The organism is Ekhidna sp., assembly GCF_965228795.1.
In the GTDB taxonomy this organism is placed as follows: Bacteria; Bacteroidota; Bacteroidia; order Cytophagales; family Cyclobacteriaceae; genus Ekhidna.
Genome location: NZ_OZ245839.1, coordinates 2,082,404 through 2,102,188 on the forward strand (window position 1 = coordinate 2,082,404; position 19,785 = coordinate 2,102,188).

Sequence of the window (19,785 nt, forward strand, 5' to 3'; positions counted from 1 at the left end):
TAACCTTTCAAATATAGCAGTTACTAAATTTTCAACAAGTAAATAGACCTCAGGAGAGTCCTTTTGGTTGAAATCTGGATAGTTATCACATTCAATAACCGTATTTATATTCGGATATAAACGGATATAAACGTTTGTAAACGCCTTCCGCAACCCATAAGTCAGCCAGCTCCTGTCTCAACCTTCAGTGAGTTAAGTAACACAAGTCACAAACTATTCAATTAAAATTACGCTTTATTGCATATGGACTTTTGGCAGCTCATCAAGGAGGCGTACACCGGTTACGCCAATTATCTATGGCAGGAGATTTCCCAACCTGGCTGGCACAGCTATTTTTACTGGCTGATTGGTGTGTCTGCATTCTTTTTGATTTTGGAGTGGGTGAGGCCCTGGCGTAAAAATCAGGCACGGTTCCGCAGGGATTTTTGGCTGGATTTCTTCTACATGTTTTTCAACTTCTTCTTGTTCTCGCTGATTGTATTCAATGCAGCGTCTAACGTTGTAGTCCACTTCTTTAACGATATTCTAGCATCTATTGGGATAACCAACCTGGTGGCGTTTGAGGTGATGAGCTGGCCCACCTGGGCGCACTTGTTATTGGGGTTCTTTGTGCGAGATTTTGTGCAATGGTGGACGCATCGACTACTGCATCGGGTACCGTTTCTTTGGGAGTTTCACAAGGTGCATCACAGCGTAAAGGAGATGGGATTTGCCGCGCACCTCCGTTTCCATTGGATGGAGACCGTCGTTTATCGTACCATCGAGTATATTCCGCTTGCCCTGATCGGGATCGGATTGAGGGACTTCTTTATCATCCACATTTTCACTTTAGCGGTTGGCCATTTTAACCACTCCAATTTCAAATTGAATTTAGGACCTCTGAAATACATCTTCAATAACCCGCAGATGCACATCTGGCATCATGCAAAGGCACTACCAAAGCAGCGCAACTATGGTGTGAATTTTGGCCTTACACTAAGTATTTGGGATTACTTGTTCAAGACCGATTATATACCTGAGAGTGGGAGGGACATTGAACTTGGTTTTCCGGGTGATGAAGATTTTCCGCAGGATTTCACCCATCAGGTGACACATGGATTTAAAGGCCGTACTTCTCCAGACTCATCCAGCCTCCACCGTTCAAAGCCTTAAAGCCATTGGCTTTTAACATACGTTTGGCCTGACCACTGCGAATGCCTGAAGCGCAGCATGTAATTATTGGCTGAGTCTTATCCAACTGACCCATATGACTGGGCAGACTGTCTAAAGGAATGTTTTTACTGGTTCTAAGGTGTCCACCTTCAAATTCAGTCTTGGTGCGCACATCAATCACAGTAGCACCTTCACCGACGAACTGTTTGATTTTCTTGCTCTTATTAAATAATCCTAGCATGGTTGTTTTCTATTTGAATGGTAAAAGTAATGATGGATAGAAAAAGTTCAGTACTGGAATTTCATGCTTTGAGTGAGTTGTTAACATTGGTGATTCAACTTACTTTTAAATAGATAAACTTAATAATAAGTTGCATAACTTAAAATTAAGTTGTAAGCTTGTACTGCTGATTAAATAAAACACTTAAAAGCATGATTACTTTAACCAAGGCAGAGGAGAAGATTATGAAGATTCTCTGGGGTATTGAAAAAGGTTTTATCAAGGATATCCTTGAGCAGTATCCCGACCCTAAACCTCCTTACAATTCGGTTTCTACCATTGTGAGGGTGTTGGTGCAAAAGGAAATCGTAGGTTATACAGCTTATGGTAATGCCCATCAATACCACCCACTAATTTCAAAGGAAGAGTACCGGAAAAATCAGTTGTCCCGATTGGTATCAGATTATTACAACAATTCATTGAAGCAGGTGGTCAACTTCTTTTCAGAAAGTAAAGAGCTGAAAAAAGAGGAGGTGGATGAAGTGATGCGGATGCTGGAGGATTTAAAATCAAAGAAAGATGAATAAAGTGATCGTATTCCTCTTGGAATCAAGTGTGTTTCTGGGGGTATTGTACCTTATTTATTATCTGTTGTTGCGAAAGGAGGCTTCCTTCAATTTCAACAGGTTTTACCTACTGGGAGCTTTGGCTTGCGCATTCACCTTGCCGCTATTAAGTGTTGATTTTCTTTCTCAGGAAAGGGGTGTAATTGATCAGCCCATGCAACAGCTTAGTGATATCCGATTGACATATCAAGGTGCGGTTTCTGAATGGTCAGCAGTATTGTTTGACCAGGATTTTACTACCTCTTCGGTAGGAGCGGAGAAAAAGGAAAACCACGATGGAATGATCATTAAAGTACTTCTGATCATTTACAGCACAGGGTTGGTGGTAATGATTTTTCGGTTGATATGGATGGTGCGATGGATTTCAAATCTAAAGGCAGGGAATCCGGAAGAGGTGGTAGATGGAATTAACATTGTTAAGGTTCCATATCAAATGGCTCCATTTTCCTTTATAAATAGTGTCTTTGTACCCAAAGAGATGATTGATAGTAAAGAGTTTTTTCAAATACTGGAACATGAGAAAACCCATATCAGGCAGAGACATTCTTTTGATTTAATAATTGTTCAACTTTTGAGTGCCATACTCTGGTTCAATCCGGTGATCTGGTGGCTTGGTAAATCCCTTAAAACGACCCATGAATACATAGCAGATAGAAAAATGATTAAACAGGGTTATTCCTTGGTTGAGTATCAGACCTTGCTTTTGAGACAATTGATCAGCAACAACTCATTCGGGTTGGTACACAATTTCAATTTATCATTCATTAAAAAGAGAATAACCATGATGAACATACAAAAACTAGGTGGTCTTGGAAAGTTCAAGGTAGCCACAGTGATCGCAATTACTACATTTTTTAGCCTAATCGTTATTCAATGTAATTCAAAACTAGATGAACAGGGTGCGACATTGAAAGAAGAGATTTCCGTGAATCTTCCAGTACTTGATTCTTATTACATTTTTTTTGAAGTGAATTCTTCTAATCATATTGGGGTAACGATTAAGGATAATGAGATCTTCGTAAATGGAGCTAGAGTGAGTCTAGCAGACATTGATAATTTCGCACGAGATTACAATAGCAAAACAGAAGTAGTTTTAAAAATTGATCAATCTCAAAAAATGAAACTAGTCAATGAGGTACAAGAAGCTTTCAGAAGAAATGACCTCCGTTTGATGGTTTATCAGTGTGAAAACTCTTCAGGAAGAGTACTTAATGCTCCGATTCAGTTACCTCCAGGGCCAAATAGTAAATCCAAGATTATGGTTCCTGAACTTACTGATGAGTTTATCGCAGAGCATGGTTTAGATCTTTTAGAAATTGATTTAGGCGGATCATCTGATGCAATTACAGATCAGGTTGAAGCATTGGTTAGAAAGCATATTGGAAAAATGGAATCGAAATATGTTGTTCGAGGTATTTTTCGGGATTCAGATACCTTCAAAAATTACTTATCTAATTTTCAATTAATGAAACTAGGATTTTACAAAATCTATGAAGAGCGCGCGGAAGAAATGTTTGGCAAAAGTTTCTTCGAAATTAATGGAGAACAGAAAACCAGTGAAGAGGCAAAGGAACAGTATCGAGAGGTAAGAGAGGGAGTTCCTATGGCTATTTTGCTTGAGAAAGTCTGATCTTAATAAAGTAAGGCATTTAATCAAATGCCTTAATTCGCTCTATTCTTGTGCTTTATACAGAAACTGTTTTAAGCTGCCTACCTTCCGCTTCCGCTTTTTTATCCAGTCCGGTACCAATCGCCAATCCTATTCCAAGCCCAATTGGAAGCCCAATTCCAATAAAGGCAAAGCTGTCCAATGCCAGGCTAAACATTAATCCAAAAGGAATTCCAAGGGCAGCCATACCTACGGACATTCCCAGGGTGAGATAGTAATTTTGAGGAACAATTTTAAGCTGTTTAAGTGCACTGTTGGAAAGTGTTGATTGAAGCTTTCGGATCTCCTTCCTAAGAATTGGATCTGAATCGCTCAAAGCATTCAATCGCTCTATTTTCCCGTTGGCATAGGAGACAAACTCATCAGGGAGTTGCATAGCAGATAGTGCATTTAAGTATGATTGAAGCGCGTTATATTTTTTAGTTGATATTAAATCAATTGACGGTCTGGGCTTAAGTTGTATCAAATTCATGGCTGGTTAGTGCTCAATTGAGTCGATTTATTACAAGTTGGGGTTGTTATATTCCTGATAATATCCTTTTAGCAATTCCCAAAATTCATTCGTATACTTTAATTCTTCTTTTCGAATGATGATTTCTGAAGCTCCGACAATGGTTTTTTGAAAAGTAAAACAACGCATCACTCTAAAGATTGGCTGGTCTTTTTCATTCTTCACATAAGCATAATGCGATGGATAAAGCCCTGACTTTTCAGCCTCAGCTGTGAATACATTCATTTCCCGCTCAGGATATAGTACATAGCATGTTCCATTTACAGAGAGAAGGTTTCTTACAGCTGCTGTTAGGTCATGAACAGGCAGGCTTTCATTGTGAAGCGCAAGGTTTTTGGCTGCTTTTTTACCTTTTGTACTGTTATTAAAAAAGGGCGGATTACAAATAATTAAATCATACTTATGATTTGAATGAAACTGCTGAAGCTTTGAATGATATATATTGAGTCTTGACGTCCATGAAGAATTGTTAAAGTTGGCATTGGCTTGTTCAAATGCCAAGTCATTCACTTCAATCGCATCAATTTGACAGGACTTAGTCACCTGCGCCAGCATTAGTGATAGAAGACCGGTTCCGGTTCCAATATCTAAGATTCGTTTTGGCTCTCCTGACTTTTTAATCTCATTGGCTACCCAGCCGCCGAAAAGGCATGCATCGGTAGTTACCTTCATACCTGATTGTGACTGTTCGATGTGAAACTGTTTGAATTGGAAATAGGAGTTCGGCATGGAGCGAATATATATCAACTCACCCCGACCTGCGGCCACCCCTCTCTCATCTAAGAGAGGGGGTAGGTGGAAATAACCTATTCATACCTCAGCTTAGTTGCCGGATTGGCTCTTGTTACTTTGGATGTCTGCCAATAGATGGAGGATAGTCCAACAAGGAACAAAAACAGAATGCTTCCGAAAATCTCCAGAAAGCCCAACCCTGTGCCATAGCGGATAATGAAGTATAACAAAACCTTATCGTAAAACACGTATGAAACTGGGATGGCGATCAAAGCAGAAATCATTATCAATTTAATGAAGTCCTTGGTGAGTAGGTAATATAAACTGTAGTTTGAAGCACCCATGATCTTGCGAACAGCTATTTCTTTGGTTCGGTTTTCGGTCGTGTAAGTGACCATTCCAAGCAGACCCAAGCATGAGATAGTAATAGCCAAGGTGCTTAGTACAGCAAAAAACTTCATTTGTACTCGAAGAAACCAGTATGCATCTTCGATCTCATCGTCAAGAAAGGAAGCATGGAAACTGATTTCCTGATCTATTCCTTGCCATATGGATTCAAGTTCTTCGATGGTACGTTTTATGTTTGATGAACTCACTGTGAGAAGTGCATAATGACTATCCTCTATAGAATATCGCATGATTAATGGATTAATCAACTCGTTGAGTGTCTCATAATTGAAGTCATTCAATATGCCTACAATTCGGCATTTAGTTCCGTCATTTAATGTAAACCTGAGGCTGTCTTTTTGCACATTGAAGACCTTCATAGATTCGATGAATTGTTGGTTGACAAGTACCAACTCTTCATTTTGGTTAGATCGTTTCAATGATTCACTTTCACCCCATTTGAGATCCATGTTCATATTCTCGATGAAATTATCTCCAATAAATACTTCATTTACCTGGATGGTGTCCTGATCATTGGATGTTGCATGGTTGGAGCCATTAATAGAGACTCCAGGTAGACTAGATGCAGTGGTAATCGCTTTTACATCCGGATGATTGGCTAGCTCATTTAATGCGATCTGTTTATCAATTTTCTCAAAAGGAATGGATAGAATGTTTTCTGATTGGAATCCATGGTTATTATTGAGGACATACGTATACTGTCGGCCCATAGCCGCCACGCCTATTACAAATACTAGCGAAAGAAAGAATTGGAAAACAAACAGTCCTTTTTTGAATCCTGAAACATTACTTTTTCCATTTTTAATTTCCCCTTTCATTGTCTGAATGGGATTGAGCCTTGAAAAGTACTGTGCAGGAAAAAGACCTGCCAGCAACCCAACCAGAATTGAAAAAATAAGGAATGTAATAATCTGTGCGAAGTTGGGGTTGGTATCCAGCATCCCACCGCCAATAATCATACCCAAAAACTCTCGCTTCATTGGGTATAGGAGAGCCAAAGATCCAGCCAGTGCAATGACCGAAAGTATGATGGTCTCGATAATAAACTGTGCTTTGATTTGATGCTTCTCTGCACCCACTACTTTGCGTATACCGATTTCTTTGGCACGCTTCAGAGCACGAGCAATGGACATATTTGTGTAGTTGAATACCGCAGGTAGAAGCACCAAAATACCTATAGTCAGAAAGAATAACATAGAGGGTTGATCCCATCCGATACCAATTGCCTGGCTGATATTCCAGCGAGGCACCACGCCCTCAAGGTTGATATATTCCAGTTCGATTTCTTTTTCAGGATTGAATGAAGCAGCTTGCATTGAAGATTGTGCCAGTGCTTGCTCCAAATCATCCTCTGATTTAGCTTCATCAAGCAGCACATAAACATAATTCCATTTAAAGTTGACCCAGTCACTTGCCACATTTCGTGTGGCATTTGTAGGGTGATTTTCAATGGAACCAAGCACCTGAAAATATAAGTGTGTTTGTTTCGGATTTTCCATTACACCGGTCACAGTGAATACCCCATAATTAGTTTCCAGGCTTTTGCCCATTGGGTCTTCATCTCTGAAAAGGGTTTCTGCTACCTCTTGTGTGAGAATGATGCTGGAAGGGGAGGATAGGGCTGTTTTTTGGTCGCCTTTTATTAGCTTAAAACTGAAGACATCTAAAAACGACTGCTCGGTAAAATACCCACGAAAATTTATTTCGTTACCATGATGATTTATTTCAGGATTGAAGTCCGGACGGATGGTAACCGATTTTTCTACAAATGGGTATTGCTCTTCAAGGTGCTTTCCCATGGCATAGAAGGTCGAAGCAAAGGTTCGGGTATTCTCTTGATCACCAACATAGGTGTTTATCTGGAAGATTCGTTCTTTATTTTCCTGCCATGAATCTGATTGATAGATCGCCACGGAAATCGATAGCGCCAACAGGCAGATGGACATACCCAGGGCTAGCCCGAGCATATTGAGGGAAGTGAAAAGCTTGTGCTTCGAGAAGTTTCGAAACGCAATTTTGAAATAGTTTTTAAACATTGCAATTGAGTTTTTGTGATAAAATGGAGAGTACGCGGCTTTAGTCTTCCGCTTTTTTAGTCCGTAGGAAAACAGGAGGGATAGCACCTGCATCCAGTATTTGAAGCCGGCTTTTACTTTACCGGACTCTTCAAGGGTTAGTCCATAGACCTCATCCAGGTCTCCTTGAATGTCTTCCAGGTCCGCCTTTCCGGCGTACCATTTCAGTAGTTTTTGTGCAAGAGCAGGAGGACGATTCATTTAGTAGATAAATTGAGTTTAGCTCCTGCCCAAAGTTGATCTCTCAGCGCTTTCATATTGGAAAGCTCCATTTTGGCACTATCCGTTAGTTCGAAGTATCGTTTGCGCCGGCCACCACGTTCTTTCGTAGGTTCCCCGAGGTAGGAGGAAATATATCCTTTCTCTTCCAGTCGTGTAAGGGTGGAGTGCAGTGCGCCAATGCTCAGCTTTCGATTGGCACGTTCTGAAATGTCGTTGAGTATGGCGACTCCATAGGCATCTTTAGCCAGGTTGGCGATGGTCAGCAAGACCAGCTCTTCAAATTCTCCAATGTATCCTTTCATGATTTAGTATTATTCTATCCTAGAAGTGTCAGGGTTACAAAAATAGGTTTAATCTCTAATTACTTTCTACTTTTAAGAATTAATCATACGACAATTCTAAATGATATGTTTCTGTTTTTAAGAATAAATATCAAAATATTCGATTTAGCTTTGCCTCATGCAAACATTTGAGTTAGAGGGACACGATTTCATTGAACTGAATAAACTACTGAAAATCATGAATTTAGTAGGTTCAGGAGGGGAGGCGAAGCAGTTTATAGATGAAGGTCTGGTCCATGTAAATGGCCAGGTAGAGACGCAAAGAAGAAAGAAGCTCCGCTCCGGAGATGTGGTTTTCTTTGAAGGAGAAGAGGTGAAAGTTGAGTAGCCTAATTGAACTCACCTACGTGCCAAAGCACACCGGATGGATCGTAAACAAACCCTTCGTTACCCCATTCAAATGAAGCCGGCTCCACAAGCTTGACTCCTTCGAATTTTTGATCCAGGTTTTTGGCTTTCAGTATTTCCCAATACTCTTTAAGGTCTTCTACTTCCAGAAAAATCATGGAATTTTCAATCCAATCTTTCACAAAATAGTCTTGCAGATAAAATCCAAACTTATCAATTGAGAAATAAGACATTTTAGGGGAGGTGATTACTTCCTTGAACCCCCATTCTTTGTAAAATTCACGTGAGCGCTTATAATCTTTCGCACCCACGAAGGTTCTGATTGAATTTACGGTAGGTTTCATGGTTTGTTGGTGACTGGTTTGTTTATGTAATTTCGCATAATTTTCTCAATTGTGAATTTTCATCCCGAGGAAAAGTGGATTGACTGGGTTGATCAGCTTTCAGAACATGATTTTGTTGTTATTGATGAGTTTATTACAAATGATCTCTATCTACAGCTAAGAAATTTCTTGACGAAAAAACTAGATCAGGATGCTTTCGAAAGGGCAGGCATAGGTTCTATATTAAATAACACACTGGACACTACCATACGAGGTGACTTTACTCATTGGATAGATAAAGCACGGGATAAAGAAATTTCGGTTGTTTTTGATTTGATTGAAGAAGTAAAATTGACTCTTAATCGTTTGTGCTATCTCAGCTTGTCCGGATATGAATTCCACCTGGCTTACTATCCGGAAGGTACATTTTATAAAAGGCATGTAGATCAATTTAAGGAACGAAGCAACCGAATGATCTCCATGATCATTTACCTGAACGAAGGCTGGAAAAAAGGCGATGGAGGTGAATTGAAAATCTTTCGGGAAAACGATGAGTTGATCATTGATCCCATTGCCCGACGATGTGTGATGTTTAAAAGTGCAGAAGTACCACACGAGGTGATGCAAACAAATGTGGGCCGCTATAGCCTTACTGGTTGGTTGCTCTATCAGCCGAGTGGGGTAGGGTTTGTTTTGGGGTGATTTAGGGACGTAAGCTTTTGGAAAGCTTCAAACTTTCCAAGAGTTCCTCAAATACACTTCGAAATCACCCACCCGGCACTCCAGCAAGCCTGAAAGTTAAACCCTCCGGTAAGGGCGTCTATGTCCAGCACCTCGCCAGCCAGGTAGAGGTTGGGAAACCGTTTGCACTCGAAGGTGCTTAGATCCACCTCAGAAAGTTTGATGCCTCCGGCTGTGACAAACTCTTCTTTAAATGTACTTTTTCCATCTACTTCATATCGCCCTTGCCCAAGCTCTTCCACCAGTTTGTTAAGGTGCTTTTTGGAAAGTTCCATAAAGGGAGTTTCTGCTCCAATTTCACAATGGCTGGTGACTCGTTCCCAGAATCGTTTAGGCAATTCAAAAAGCGGGTAGTTAATCACTTTTCGCTTTGGGTTAGCTGCTGCATACTCCATTATCCTGGTTCTGATTTCATCTGATTTCAACGTTCCGGTAAAGTTGATCAGGATATCAAATTGATATTTTTTTTCTGCAAGCTTATACGCTCCACGAGACGACAGCTTCAGCACCGCCGGACCACTTAGTCCCCAATGGGTGATTAAGAGTGGGCCGCTCTCCTCCAGTTTGGTGCCGGTCACTTTTACCTGCGCATGGTCGAACGAAATACCTTGCAGGTCTTGTAATCGGGAATCTGTGATGTTGAAGGTGAAAAGTGAGGGAACTAAATCGGTTAGTTCAAGTTCCAGATTTTCTAATAGCTTCCATGTGGCGGTTGAGGAGCCTGTGGCTACTATTACTTTATCCGCATTATAAGTCGTGGCTTTAGTGTGAACCATCCATTCACCATCTCTCTGTTCCAATTGCGTCAGTGCTTCATTCTGTTGAATGGTTACCCCATGCTTCTTTGCTTCTTTCAGGAAACAATCGATAATGGTCTGGGAATCATCGGTAACCGGAAACATTCGCAGGTCTCCTTCAGCTTTGGTTTCCACCCCTCGCTGGTTCAGCCAGGCTACCATATCTGATGAGCTGAATTTTTTGAAAAGCGGATGAAGCTTTTTGTTGCCTCTGGGGTAGAAAGGTACCAGTTCGGAAGGCTTGGTACGGGCATTTGTCACGTTGCAACGTCCACCGCCGGAGACTTTGACTTTAGCCAGTAGTTTGCTTGATTTTTCAAGGATGGTCACCTGATAGTTCGGGTGTTTCTCTGCAATGTTGATGGCAGCAAAAAATCCTGCAGCGCCTCCACCTATAACGATCACTTTCACGTTTCAAAGAAAAGCAATTGTGTTAAATTAAGTGCTCAATTTGATCATTATGGCATACTGTTATTTCAATGGAGGGATGGTAGATGAAAAGGAGGCAAGTCTATCCATTCACAACTTTGGTGTTCATCGAGGCTTTGGTGTGTTCGATTTCTTTCGGATGCGCAACGGCAAATACTCGTTCATTCAAAATCACTTAGATCGTTTTGAAAAGTCTCAACGATTTATGGATTTATCTCACATTATAGAGCAGGATGAAATTCGAGAAGCAGTGGATACGCTAAGAGATTGGAACGGTTATACAGATGCCGGATTTAAGCTGATGCTCCTTGCTGACGGTAAAGATTCTGATCCGGAATTATCTCCATTATTTTTTATTCTACAGTCCGACCTGTCCAGCCATCAACCTGCGCCTTATGCTAGTGTAATCTTACATGATTATGTACGCGAATATCCTCAGATCAAGACGATCAGCTACTTTACAAGCAATCTGTTGCATCGTAAGAAGGCCAAAGCAGGAGCTATAGATGTCATTTATCATAAGGACAATTTGATTAGCGAAGCATCAAGAAGTAATGTTTTTATTATAAAGGATGGTGTAATCAAAACGCCGGCAGAAAATATACTTGAAGGCATAACAAGAAAACAGGTACTGGAAGTTGCTGCACAGGTTGGTTCTGTGGAAGTGACGGGTGTCACTGTTGATGACTTTTTTACAGCTGATGAAATATTTATCTGTAGTACACTTAAGGAAGTCTGTCCAATTGTAGAGGTTGATGGAAACTCAATAGGGAGTGGAAAAGTTGGCCCTTTCTCAAGAAAGATCAGCCAACTTTTCCAGCAGAAATTGATGGATTAATCACTCATCCTTCAGACACTTGGAGGGATTAACGTGTGCTGCCCTGAGTGCCTGAGAGCTCACCGTTAGCCACGCGATGATCAATGAAATAGCTGCAGTGCCCAGAAATATCCAAAAGTTCAGATCAATCTTGTAAGCAAAGCTTTCCAGCCACTTATCCATGAAATAATAAGAAATTGGGATGGCTATAATGATTGAAATTGCTACCAACTTGGTAAAGTCTTTCGATAGCATCATCACAATATTGCTCACCGATGCACCCAATACTTTTCGAATACCGATTTCTTTCAATCGTCGTTCTGCTGTGAAAGTAGCTAAACCGAAAAGGCCGAGACATGAAATGAGAATGGCAAATCCTGCAAAGTAGGAGGAAAGTGTGCCTATTCGTGTTTCGGATTCATACAATTCCTGATAACTTTTGTCTAGAAACTGGTACTCAAAAATGAATCCGGGGCAGAATGTTTCATAAAGTTGCTGCACTTCCGACATGGCCAATACTTCTTTGTCTTGCTCTAACCTCACAGCTACATTCCAGGTATTCCCTAACCAAAAGAACGCCGGATCTACTTCCCTGTGGATGGACTGATAATGGAAATCCTTCAGTACTCCAACAATTTGTAAGTCATATTCTTCCCAGAGTTTGATGGTTTCTCCTATGGCTTCTTCTGGTGTAAAGCCCATCACTCTCACTGCAGCCTCGTTGATTACTATTTTGGTGCTGTCGGCACCAAATTGCTTGTCAAACCACCGACCTGCAACAAGCTCCATGCCCATGGTTTCCTGGAATTCATGATCCACACGAATGTTCTCAAAAAGTATTCGTTCTTCCGGTTGTTTTGTACGCCACTCCAGCCCACTGGTATTATTCATTTGATGGAGTAAGGTGTGACTTGTTCCTGCTGCAGAAGCCACTCCGGGAATTTTTTGTAGCTCGGTAAAAAAGGCTTCTCTTTTGTCTTGGATAGTTCCTTCCTGGCTGAAAAAGACTACATTATCACGATCGTATCCAAGGTTTTTGGTGAGTGCATAGCTGGTTTGCTTGTGGATCACAATGACACCTACAATGAGAATGATGGTGATGGTAAACTGAAAAATCACCAACCCTTTTCTAGCCCAAACTTCACCGGCAGAACTTTTTATTTCGCCCTTCAAGACTTTCACGGGGTTGAAATGAGTCAGGTATAATGCAGGGTAACTTCCAGCCATTAGTCCGGTGATAATGACTGTGCCAATGGAGAATAATAAAATCTCAGGAGTGATTTGCAGTGAAATTTCCTTGTCAGTAATAAAATTGAATTGAGGAAGCAGGATGAGAACCAGCAGATAGGCTAGAATCATTGAAAAGAAAGTGATCAATAGAGATTCTCCTATGAATTGTTTGATCAGCGTTTGTCTGTCAGCACCTATGGCTTTTCTCACACCCACTTCATGCGCACGTTTGGATGCCCGGGCAGTAGATAAATTCATAAAATTGATGCAAGCAATGACCAGGATGAAAATGGCAATGATAGAAAACAACCTAACATATTCGATGCGACCTCCATCCTGAACACCATTGGTGTATTTACCATAGAGATACTGCTCTGAATACTTTTTCAAGAATAGATCGACATTACTATCACCATCCTCATTTTTGCTTTTTACGTATCCTGAGATCTTTTCGGTAACTGCTTGTTGTTCAGCCCCTTCTTCTAAAATCACATAGGTGTGTGGCCCATTGTTTCCCCAGCTTGTTACCCACTCATTGTCATCCTTGAAGTCTTCAAATGGTAAGACAAAATCGAAACGATAAGTAGAGTTTTTAGGGATGTTTTCAAATACGCCAGTCACGATAAAGTCCCGATCGTTTTCATATCGAAGTGCTTTACCCACGGCACTTTCTACATCGCCAAAGAATTTTTCTGCCAGATTTCTCGAAATACAAATAGAGGATTTGTCCTTTAAAACATCATCTGGATTGCCTACCAATAATGGATAAGTAAAAATATTGAAGTAATCAGCTCCAACATGAAAGCCTTCTTCTTTAAAATATTTGTCTTTGTTATATGATAAAAGAGACTTACCAATCCAGGTAGTGGTGGCAGCATATTTGATGTCTGGAAAATCCAATTTTAAGTTTTCCGCCAGTATGCCCGGAGTAGAGTTGGTGGCAAACATTTCATTAGAATAGGTCTGAAATTCCATGACACGAAACAATCGGTCATCTTTCTCATGAAATTTATTCACACTCAATTCATCCTGCACCCAGAGGTAGATAAAGAAGGCACAAGTGAGTCCGGTGGTGAGGCCAATTAGATTAACGAGGGAAGAAACTCTGTGACGTAAAAAGTTGCGTAACGTGATTCTGAGGTAGTATTTGAGTTTCATGGTTGGATGTTTTATTAAGGATGTCTGAGATAATGAAAAGTTGCATTTCGATGCTAATTGTACCATCACCTTTCCAAGAGGTTACAGCTTCTATTAGAATTTTTTGAAATATTTTTTTGGAAGTTCAAAATCTTTGATTCAGCTTTGGCGCATCTTTTCAGAGATGAACAGATAATTTATACAGAAGCACGGAGAGACAGGCTCGTTGATGTGCTAGCAACCTGGTAACCAAACCAAGGTGCTAATTCCTGAACTTTTAAAGTGAATATAAATTATGAAAAAAGTACACAAACACATTCAGGACATCCAATTACTCAACACGCACGCCAGATCAATGTGCTGTTGCTGCTGTTAATTCTTGACCGCTCCTAGAGCAGGTCTGTCCCTACTTTCCCTTTTTTTCAATTTCTTAAATCCCGTTCAAATGAATTTTGAAACGCAAGCAATTCGCACACAATTGCCGAATGCTTCTCAGAAGGAGCATTCTGCCCCGGTCTATCTCACGAGCTCATTCACCTTCGATAATGCGGAGGAGGCCAGAGCCAAATTCAATGATGAGATTCGGGGAAACATTTACTCACGATACTCCAACCCAAACACGGATGAGTTTATTCAGAAACTCTGTTACCTCGAGGGGGCAGAAGATGGATTAGCCACAGCCACAGGCATGTCGGCGATGTTTACAAGCATGGCCGGACTGTTACAGCATGGTGATCATGTGTTGGCATCCAGGGCACTGTTCGGGTCGACGCATCAGCTCTTCACTAAGATCTTTCCGAAATGGGGGATCGATCATTCTTATTTCAACCTGCATCGACCGGAAAAATGGGAGAGCTTGATCACACCAAAGACTAAAATGATCTTTGTGGAAACGCCCTCTAATCCGGGACTGGACATTGTTGATCTGGAGTACCTGGGCCAGCTGGCTGAAAAGCACAATCTCATACTTAATGTAGATAATTGTTTTGCTACACCATATCTGCAAAACCCAATTGAATGGGGAGCGCATATTGTCACTCATTCTGCTACCAAGTTCATTGATGGGCAGGGCAGGACGCTAGGTGGAGCAATTGTTGGTAAAAAGGATTTAATTGAAGAGCTACGATTCTTCGCTCGCCACACGGGTCCGAGCTTGTCACCATTCAATGCATGGGTCTTAAGTAAAAGTCTGGAGACGCTGGCTGTTCGGATGGAGAAACATTGTGAAAATGCGTATAAGATCGCTTCTTATCTGGAAGGGCATGAAGAATTGGAGCTGGTGAAGTATCCATTTCTGGAAAGCCACCCGCAGCGGGAGCTAGCGAAAAAACAAATGAAGCATGGAGGTGCGATCGTGACTTTCATTGTGAAAGGTGGATTGGAAAGAGGCGCGCGTTTTCTTGATAACCTGAACATGCTCAGTCTGACACCCAACCTGGGTGATACGCGAACGACAGTCACACATCCGGCTAGTACAACTCATAGTAAACTGACTGAAGAGGAGCGAGCAAGCGTAGGCATTGCGCCGGGACTGGTTCGCATTTCTGTGGGTCTTGAAAATGTGAATGACATTCTCAACGACATTGAACAAGCCCTGCAGGCCAGCAAGGACAAACAAGTAAATCCAAGAATCGAAAAACTAGTATCGTCATGAAAATAAAACACCTGACATGGATCGGCATCTGTTGCATGTGTATGTGCATGTGCTGGAAAATAGTACTTAGGTCACCTAAAAAGAGGTATTTGTAAAATAAAAGAACAACGAATACGAACCCTGGTGGCCACTGAGTCATCAGGGTTTTTTTATTCCTAAAAAAGAAAAATATGTCATCTACAACAACGATATCAAACGAAGCAAAAAGAGATATAGAAGAGCTTCAGGAAAAAATAGGATCCTTTCATCTTGGTTCAATTCCGGAGGAACGATTCAAGGCTTTCAGATTGACCAGAGGAGTGTACGGTCAGCGGCAACAAGGCGTGCAGATGCTACGCATCAAATTGCCTTACGGAAAAATCACGCCAGATCAATTACGGGTTATCGCCAACATCGCGGATGAGTACACCAATGGTAACCTACATTTGACTACTCGTCAAAACATTCAGCTGCATCACATTCCACTGGATGATACACCGGAGATTTGGTCCAGGCTGGAAAGAGTAAATGTTACTATTCGAGAAGCGTGCGGCAACACGGTTCGTAATGTAACTGCTTCCCCTTTGGCAGGAGTGGACCCAGACGAACCTTTTGATGTTACACCCTATGCTCATGAGGTATTCCAATATTTTTTGAGAAATCCGATTTGCCAGGACATGGGAAGAAAGATCAAAATCGCTTTCTCTTCAAATGAGAAGGACGATGCTTTTACCTACATCCACGATTTCGGATTTGTACCAAAAGTGAAAAGTGGAATCCGGGGGTTTAAAGTATTGGTTGGTGGTGGACTGGGCGCTCAGACCTTTTTCGGCCAAGTGGCTCATGACTTTTTGCCGGAAGAAAAGCTCATTCCATTTATTGAGGCGGGGTTAAGGGTGTTTGACCGACACGGTGAACGGGAAAGAAGACATAAAGCCCGCCTGAAGTTTTTGGTTGATCCAAAGAAAGGGTTGGGTATCGACGGTTTTCTCAGACTGGTCGATGAGGAGTACAAAGCGTTACCGGATCAGGTGCACCCTATTGCCCAAACTGAAGAGGTCCATACAGTACTGAAACGACCTCACTCAAATTATAAAATTCAGGATAAGGATGCTTTTGAGAAATGGCAAAGGATTAATGTCGTGGAGCAGAAACAGAAAGGGTTTTATGCGGTAAAGATAAAAGTGCCCTTGGGTAATATTTCTTCTGGGGAGGCTAGAAGAGTTGCTTTGATCGCTGAGTCTTATGCTTCAAAGGATATACGGATCACTATCAATCAGGGATTACTTTTTAGGTATGTAAATAAGGAAAGTCTTCCGGCACTTTTTGCTTCGCTGAATGAGTTGGGGCTGGCAAATCTCGGATTTGATACACTGGCAGATGTGACCTCCTGCCCGGGAACAGACACCTGCGCATTGGGTGTAACCAACAGTACACGCCTGGCTACAGAACTCGAACAAGTCATTCATCAAGAGTATCCTCACTTGATTGACGAATCGCAGATCAAAATCAAGATCAGTGGATGCATGAATTCCTGCGGACAGCACATGATTGCCAATATTGGCTTTCATGGAAGCAGTATCAAAAATGGAAATAAGGTAGTACCTGCAATGCAGGTGGTCATTGGTGGGGGCATTGAACCGGATCATCAGGGCTATATTGCTGAAAAGGTCATTAAGATCCCGACCAAGCGAATCCCTGATGTAGTACGCACGCTGTTGGATGATTTTGAAGCTCATTCGGAAGAAACTGAATATTTCAATCAGTATTTCCGACGTGAAGGCAAGAAATATTTCTATGAACTACTCAAGCCACTAGCTGATCTATCTCACATTCGGGATGAGGAGTTTCAGGATTGGGGGCATTCGGAAGAATTTGTACCGGAAGTCGGAGTAGGTGAATGTGCAGGAGTGGTGCTGGATTTGGTAGACACGATTTTAGGTGATTCGAAGGAGCGCATTAAATGGGCCAATGAAGACTTTGAAAACCAAAAATGGGCCAATGCGATCTACCACAGCTACAGTGCATTGGTGATTGGAGCGAAGGCATTATTGCTGAGCAAGGATATTCAATGCAATACTCATAAGGGCATCATCGATGATTTCCAGGCACACTTTTCCGGAGAGCCTGCATTCCCAATTGCTGAATCCTTTGCACAGGAAGTACTTAAAATCAATCGGTATGCTCCGAACCAGGCTTTTGCGAAAAGCTACCTGAAGGAAGCCAATGCATTCCTTGAACAGGTCTTCGCATTTCGTTCTCAGGAGGATGGATCAACGGAAAAATTAGTCGTCAGTAATCATTACAAAGCATAGCGATGAACCATCAAAAACTAACATTGGTAGGAGCTGGTCCTGGTGATCCTGACCTGATAACAGTAAAAGGAGTGAAGGCGCTGGAGCAAGCAGACGTAGTACTGTATGATGCATTGGTTTCTAAGGAACTACTCAGATACGCACCTTGTGCTGAGCACATTCCGGTAGGGAAAAGAGCCGGAAAATCCAGTGTACCTCAGCAAAGCATTAATCAGCTGATTGTCGAGAAGGCATATAGCAAGGGACATGTGGTCCGATTGAAGGGAGGTGATCCTTTTGTCTTTGGACGAGGCTTTGAAGAAATACAATTTGCCCAGGCATATGGTATTCCCACCGAAGTGGTCATCGGGATTAGCAGCATTATGCTGCCCGGGTTATACAATATCCCACTTACGTGTCGAGGAGTGAATCAGGGTTTTTCAATTCTGACCGCTACTTCGGCTGATGGAAAGGTGAGTGGCGAAGTGAGGAAAGCCGCCAAACATGCATCCACAGCTTTGATATTTATGGGTTTGTCAAAGCTCGATGCGGTTGTTGCTCACTATCTAAAAGAGGGTCGGGGAGATTTGCCTGTTGCCATTGTCAGCAAAGGCTCGCTCGCTGAAGCACAGGTAATTGCTGGTAAGGTGGATTCAATTCTTGATGAAGCCAGAGATCAAAAGCCAGCATCCCCGGCACTCTTAATTTTTGGAGAAGGCGCTGCATTTGCCACTCAATCCAATCAATTATCAATCAAAAAACACAAAGTAGCATGACCACAGGAAATTCATTATTCCCAATTTTTCTGAAGCTTGATCAGATACAAACGCTGATTGTCGGTGGAGGAAATGTAGGGCTGGAAAAGCTGGATGCTTTACTAAGAAACGACCATGAAGCTAACGTTACAATTGTAGCCAAAAAGTTTAATGCTGAAGTCAAGCAAAGACAGGGGTTATCCAGGCAGATCAAATTGATAGAGCGGCCGTTCAGGAAGCGTGACCTAAGGGGAAAAGACTTGGTTATACTGGCTACAGATGATCAGACGCTAAACGCAAAAGTCAGGTCCATGGCACGTAGAAGGCACCTGCTTGTAAACGTAGCTGACACTCCGGGTTTATGTGATTTCTATTTGGGATCGACAGTGAAGAAAGGCGATTTGAAAATCGGTATAAGTACAAATGGAAAATCCCCAACATTTTCCAAGCGATTGAAAGAGGTGCTGAATGAGACACTTCCAGATGAAACAGACCTGCTGCTTCAAAACCTGAAGGTGATCCGAGACCGGCTGAAAGGAGATTTTTCATTCAAGGTGAAAACATTGAATGGCATTACCAAATCATTGATCGATAGAAATGAAGTCTAGTAAACAAGAAAATTTGGTTCGGTTAAATGAGCGCTACCATCCCTTAAGTTCGCTTGAGCGGATGGAGCGGCTCTTTGCTGAATTTGAACACGACCGTATTTTAATGACGTCTTCGTTTGGAACAACCTCTGCAATTCTCTTACATATGATTAGCAAGGTAGCACCTCATCATCCTGTCTACCTGGTTAATACCGGTTATTTATTTGAGGAAACACTTCATTACAAAGAAGAGATCAAGCAGAAGCTTGGTTTGAATATTGTGGAGGTGGGAGCTCAGGAGAATAAGCATCGGTTCACTCAGGACAATCAAACCTGGAAATACCAAAACGATCTGTGCTGCTTTATCAACAAAGTTGACCCTACCAATCAACTCAAGAAGGGTAAGGATGTGTGGATTTCCGGGCTATTACGATTTCAAAACGCGAACCGGCAGCATTTAAGGATTTTTGAACCGAGAGATGAGCTGCTCAAATTTCATCCGATCATCGACATGACTGCTGAAGTGGTGAGTTTGTACCATACCATTTACGAGCTGCCACAAAATAAGCTTTATTATCAAGGATATGGGTCAGTGGGTTGTACGCATTGCACCGAAAAGGGCGATCATCGGGAGGGTCGGTGGTTGAATAATCAGAAGACCGAATGTGGATTGCATCTATAAAAAAAATAACCCTGTTAGGGTTTCAAACCCTAACAGGGTTGGTCTGCAATACAAAT

Annotated in this window: 19 protein-coding genes and 1 riboswitch; of the genes, 11 read left to right on the plus strand and 8 right to left on the minus strand. The window is 41.7% G+C overall.

The window, feature by feature from the left end; translation table 11 throughout:
* The first annotated feature begins 243 nt into the window (after positions 1 to 243).
* Complete coding sequence (locus tag ACQK2H_RS09470; RefSeq protein ID WP_425391195.1) at positions 244 to 1,152, plus strand: sterol desaturase family protein; 909 nt, start codon at positions 244 to 246, stop codon at positions 1,150 to 1,152.
* Here ACQK2H_RS09470 and ACQK2H_RS09475 read toward each other — a convergent pair.
* Complete coding sequence (locus ACQK2H_RS09475) at positions 1,100 to 1,393, minus strand: rhodanese-like domain-containing protein (RefSeq protein ID WP_425391196.1); 294 nt, start codon at positions 1,391 to 1,393, stop codon at positions 1,100 to 1,102. The two genes, ACQK2H_RS09470 and ACQK2H_RS09475, sit on opposite strands and share 53 nt — an antisense overlap.
* 191 nt (positions 1,394 to 1,584) lie before the next feature.
* On the opposite strand from ACQK2H_RS09475, the gene ACQK2H_RS09480 reads away from it, so the two are divergent.
* Entirely contained in the window at positions 1,585 to 1,959 is a 375-nt protein-coding gene (locus tag ACQK2H_RS09480; RefSeq protein ID WP_425391197.1) for a BlaI/MecI/CopY family transcriptional regulator, read from the plus strand.
* Positions 1,952 to 3,628, plus strand: a complete 1,677-nt coding sequence (locus ACQK2H_RS09485) for a M56 family metallopeptidase (RefSeq protein ID WP_425391198.1) — start codon at positions 1,952 to 1,954, stop codon at positions 3,626 to 3,628. Before ACQK2H_RS09480 ends, ACQK2H_RS09485 begins: the two co-directional genes overlap by 8 nt.
* Before the next feature lie 55 nt (positions 3,629 to 3,683).
* Here the strand turns inward: ACQK2H_RS09485 and ACQK2H_RS09490 are convergent, their stop codons facing one another.
* The 4 genes from ACQK2H_RS09490 to ACQK2H_RS09505 form a co-directional block, all read right to left on the minus strand.
* Positions 3,684 to 4,139 (minus strand): hypothetical protein, encoded by a 456-nt coding sequence (locus ACQK2H_RS09490; protein WP_425391199.1) that lies wholly within the window; start codon positions 4,137 to 4,139, stop codon positions 3,684 to 3,686.
* A 30-nt stretch (positions 4,140 to 4,169) separates the two neighbouring features.
* Positions 4,170 to 4,907, minus strand: coding sequence for a tRNA1(Val) (adenine(37)-N6)-methyltransferase (locus tag ACQK2H_RS09495; RefSeq protein ID WP_425391200.1), 738 nt, complete (start codon positions 4,905 to 4,907; stop codon positions 4,170 to 4,172).
* 77 nt (positions 4,908 to 4,984) lie between these two features.
* Positions 4,985 to 7,594, minus strand: a complete 2,610-nt coding sequence (locus ACQK2H_RS09500) for an ABC transporter permease (RefSeq protein ID WP_425391201.1) — start codon at positions 7,592 to 7,594, stop codon at positions 4,985 to 4,987.
* Positions 7,591 to 7,917, minus strand: a complete 327-nt coding sequence (locus tag ACQK2H_RS09505) for a PadR family transcriptional regulator (RefSeq protein WP_425391202.1) — start codon at positions 7,915 to 7,917, stop codon at positions 7,591 to 7,593. The genes ACQK2H_RS09500 and ACQK2H_RS09505 overlap by 4 nt, the downstream gene beginning before the upstream one ends.
* 157 nt (positions 7,918 to 8,074) lie before the next feature.
* Between ACQK2H_RS09505 and ACQK2H_RS09510 the strand changes: the two genes are divergently transcribed.
* Positions 8,075 to 8,284 carry an RNA-binding S4 domain-containing protein gene (locus ACQK2H_RS09510; protein ID WP_425391203.1) on the plus strand — a complete coding sequence of 70 codons (210 nt, stop codon included), beginning with the start codon at positions 8,075 to 8,077 and terminating at the stop codon, positions 8,282 to 8,284.
* Position 8,285: 1 nt separating this feature from the next.
* Here ACQK2H_RS09510 and ACQK2H_RS09515 read toward each other — a convergent pair whose 3' ends face one another.
* Positions 8,286 to 8,648, minus strand: coding sequence for a glyoxalase (locus ACQK2H_RS09515; protein ID WP_425391204.1), 363 nt, complete (start codon positions 8,646 to 8,648; stop codon positions 8,286 to 8,288).
* Between the two features lie 51 nt (positions 8,649 to 8,699).
* Between ACQK2H_RS09515 and ACQK2H_RS09520 the strand changes: the two genes are divergently transcribed.
* On the plus strand, positions 8,700 to 9,329 hold the full coding sequence (locus ACQK2H_RS09520) for a 2OG-Fe(II) oxygenase (protein ID WP_425391205.1): 630 nt from the start codon (positions 8,700 to 8,702) through the stop codon (positions 9,327 to 9,329).
* Positions 9,330 to 9,376: 47 nt separating this feature from the next.
* Here the strand turns inward: ACQK2H_RS09520 and ACQK2H_RS09525 are convergent, their stop codons facing one another.
* Positions 9,377 to 10,576: an aminoacetone oxidase family FAD-binding enzyme gene (locus ACQK2H_RS09525; RefSeq protein ID WP_425391206.1), complete on the minus strand. Its 1,200-nt coding sequence runs from the start codon at positions 10,574 to 10,576 to the stop codon at positions 9,377 to 9,379.
* 49 nt (positions 10,577 to 10,625) lie between these two features.
* Here ACQK2H_RS09525 and ACQK2H_RS09530 point away from each other — a divergent pair, with 49 nt between their 5' ends.
* Positions 10,626 to 11,432 (plus strand): aminotransferase class IV, encoded by an 807-nt coding sequence (locus ACQK2H_RS09530; RefSeq protein ID WP_425391207.1) that lies wholly within the window; start codon positions 10,626 to 10,628, stop codon positions 11,430 to 11,432.
* Here ACQK2H_RS09530 and ACQK2H_RS09535 read toward each other — a convergent pair whose 3' ends face one another.
* A complete protein-coding gene (locus ACQK2H_RS09535; RefSeq protein WP_425391208.1) occupies positions 11,433 to 13,799 on the minus strand; it encodes an ABC transporter permease in 2,367 nt (788 codons plus the stop codon).
* Between the two features lie 173 nt (positions 13,800 to 13,972).
* A riboswitch (SAM riboswitch) is annotated at positions 13,973 to 14,073 on the plus strand.
* A 150-nt stretch (positions 14,074 to 14,223) separates the two neighbouring features.
* Between ACQK2H_RS09535 and ACQK2H_RS09540 the strand changes: the two genes are divergently transcribed.
* The 5 genes from ACQK2H_RS09540 (at position 14,224) to ACQK2H_RS09560 (ending at position 19,729) form a co-directional block, all read left to right on the plus strand.
* Positions 14,224 to 15,432: a trans-sulfuration enzyme family protein gene (locus tag ACQK2H_RS09540; protein WP_425391209.1), complete on the plus strand. Its 1,209-nt coding sequence runs from the start codon at positions 14,224 to 14,226 to the stop codon at positions 15,430 to 15,432.
* A gap of 170 nt (positions 15,433 to 15,602) precedes the next feature.
* Complete coding sequence (locus ACQK2H_RS09545; protein ID WP_425391210.1) at positions 15,603 to 17,726, plus strand: HEPN domain-containing protein; 2,124 nt, start codon at positions 15,603 to 15,605, stop codon at positions 17,724 to 17,726.
* Positions 17,727 to 17,728: 2 nt separating this feature from the next.
* The gene (cobA, locus tag ACQK2H_RS09550) at positions 17,729 to 18,481 is read left to right on the plus strand and encodes a uroporphyrinogen-III C-methyltransferase (RefSeq protein WP_425391211.1); all 753 of its coding nucleotides are present in this window, start codon (positions 17,729 to 17,731) and stop codon (positions 18,479 to 18,481) included.
* The gene (locus ACQK2H_RS09555) at positions 18,478 to 19,068 is read left to right on the plus strand and encodes a precorrin-2 dehydrogenase/sirohydrochlorin ferrochelatase family protein (RefSeq protein WP_425391212.1); all 591 of its coding nucleotides are present in this window, start codon (positions 18,478 to 18,480) and stop codon (positions 19,066 to 19,068) included. Before cobA ends, ACQK2H_RS09555 begins: the two co-directional genes overlap by 4 nt.
* Positions 19,058 to 19,729 (plus strand): phosphoadenylyl-sulfate reductase, encoded by a 672-nt coding sequence (locus ACQK2H_RS09560; RefSeq protein WP_425391213.1) that lies wholly within the window; start codon positions 19,058 to 19,060, stop codon positions 19,727 to 19,729. Before ACQK2H_RS09555 ends, ACQK2H_RS09560 begins: the two co-directional genes overlap by 11 nt.
* Positions 19,730 to 19,785 lie beyond the last annotated feature (56 nt).

Coding starts and splice junctions, on each gene's coding strand:
- ACQK2H_RS09495 (WP_425391200.1), bottom strand. CDS start 4,907: ATGCCGAACTCCTATTTCCAATTCAAACAGTTTCACATCGAACAGTCA.
- ACQK2H_RS09560 (WP_425391213.1), top strand. CDS start 19,058: ATGAAGTCTAGTAAACAAGAAAATTTGGTTCGGTTAAATGAGCGCTAC.
- ACQK2H_RS09530 (WP_425391207.1), top strand. CDS start 10,626: ATGGCATACTGTTATTTCAATGGAGGGATGGTAGATGAAAAGGAGGCA.
- ACQK2H_RS09490 (WP_425391199.1), bottom strand. CDS start 4,139: ATGAATTTGATACAACTTAAGCCCAGACCGTCAATTGATTTAATATCA.
- ACQK2H_RS09505 (WP_425391202.1), bottom strand. CDS start 7,917: ATGAAAGGATACATTGGAGAATTTGAAGAGCTGGTCTTGCTGACCATC.
- ACQK2H_RS09540 (WP_425391209.1), top strand. CDS start 14,224: ATGAATTTTGAAACGCAAGCAATTCGCACACAATTGCCGAATGCTTCT.
- ACQK2H_RS09475 (WP_425391196.1), bottom strand. CDS start 1,393: ATGCTAGGATTATTTAATAAGAGCAAGAAAATCAAACAGTTCGTCGGT.
- cobA (WP_425391211.1), top strand. CDS start 17,729: ATGAACCATCAAAAACTAACATTGGTAGGAGCTGGTCCTGGTGATCCT.
- ACQK2H_RS09515 (WP_425391204.1), bottom strand. CDS start 8,648: ATGAAACCTACCGTAAATTCAATCAGAACCTTCGTGGGTGCGAAAGAT.
- ACQK2H_RS09535 (WP_425391208.1), bottom strand. CDS start 13,799: ATGAAACTCAAATACTACCTCAGAATCACGTTACGCAACTTTTTACGT.
- ACQK2H_RS09470 (WP_425391195.1), top strand. CDS start 244: ATGGACTTTTGGCAGCTCATCAAGGAGGCGTACACCGGTTACGCCAAT.
- ACQK2H_RS09485 (WP_425391198.1), top strand. CDS start 1,952: ATGAATAAAGTGATCGTATTCCTCTTGGAATCAAGTGTGTTTCTGGGG.
- ACQK2H_RS09500 (WP_425391201.1), bottom strand. CDS start 7,594: ATGAATCGTCCTCCTGCTCTTGCACAAAAACTACTGAAATGGTACGCC.
- ACQK2H_RS09480 (WP_425391197.1), top strand. CDS start 1,585: ATGATTACTTTAACCAAGGCAGAGGAGAAGATTATGAAGATTCTCTGG.
- ACQK2H_RS09555 (WP_425391212.1), top strand. CDS start 18,478: ATGACCACAGGAAATTCATTATTCCCAATTTTTCTGAAGCTTGATCAG.
- ACQK2H_RS09545 (WP_425391210.1), top strand. CDS start 15,603: ATGTCATCTACAACAACGATATCAAACGAAGCAAAAAGAGATATAGAA.
- ACQK2H_RS09510 (WP_425391203.1), top strand. CDS start 8,075: ATGCAAACATTTGAGTTAGAGGGACACGATTTCATTGAACTGAATAAA.